Genomic DNA, 1,079 nt, shown 5'->3' with positions numbered 1-1,079 from the left:
CTAATACTGCACCGAAACCAATTGGTAACAGCAGTAAGGGTTCAAATCCTTTACGAACTGCCAAGAACAACAATAAGCAGCCAACCAACATCATGCAGATTTGGCCAAACTCAAAGTTAGCAATACCCGTTTCAGACCATAAGGTCATCAATCCTTCCATGGTACTCCCTTACGCCAAGCTTAGTAGTGGAGCGCCTACAGTAACTGCATCGCCTTCTTTAACATTAAGCTCTTGTACGATACCACCGCGTGCCGCACGAACCTCTGTCTCCATCTTCATCGCTTCTAGGATAAGTAGAACATCACCTTCTGCCACTTGAGCACCCGGTTGTACGTTTACCTTGAAGATGTTACCAGCCAGTGGCGCTGGCACTGATTCTGCGTTCGGTGACACAGGTGCAGCAGCCGCAGCTTGTGGAGCCGCTTGTGATGCAGGAGACACTGAAGTGAGTTGACCTTGAGGACCAACTTCCACATCGTAAACTTGACCATCCACCTTCACGCTGTAGCTTTCAATGCCACCAGCCGCTGGTGCTGCCGTTGGAGCCACAGCAGGTGCTTCGACTTCCGTGCCCGGTGCTGGCTCAAAGGCTTCAGGGTTACGACGGTTCTTAAGGAATTTAAGACCCACTTGTGGGAACAATGCATAAGTCAGTACATCATCGACTGTATCTTCAGCCAGAGAGATACCCTCTGCTTTTGCTTTTTCTAGCAAATCAGTGGTTAGCTCATCCATTTCAGACTTAAGCAGGTCAGCTGGACGACATGTGATTGGCTCAGCACCGTCCAGAACTTTCGCTTGCAGTTCCGCATCAACCTCAGCAGGTGCTTGGCCGTATTCGCCTTTCAATAGACCTGCAGTTTCTTTAGTGATGCTCTTATAGCGCTCACCCGTTAGGACATTGATCACCGCTTGAGTACCAACGATTTGAGAAGTTGGCGTTACTAATGGGATGTAACCAAGCTCTTTACGTACGCGTGGGATCTCTTCAAGAACTTCGTCCATGCGATCCGCAGCACCTTGCTCTTTCAGTTGACCTTCCATATTGGTCAACATACCACCTGGTACTTGAGCGGTA

At 49.2% G+C, this 1,079-nt stretch carries 2 protein-coding genes; both read right to left on the bottom strand.

Features of this window, described 5'->3' with window-relative positions:
• On the bottom strand, positions 1-160 hold a 160-nt coding region (locus tag KIV40_RS28975; protein WP_285352679.1), incomplete at its 3' end, for a sodium ion-translocating decarboxylase subunit beta.
• Between the two features lie 9 nt (positions 161-169).
• Positions 170-1,079, bottom strand: a 910-nt coding sequence (locus KIV40_RS28970) for a biotin/lipoyl-containing protein (RefSeq protein WP_285352678.1), incomplete at its 5' end; no start/stop codon positions are given.

It is taken from the genome of Vibrio sp. D173a (genome assembly GCF_030248475.1).
This window is presented reverse-complemented; position numbering and strand designations above follow the sequence as displayed.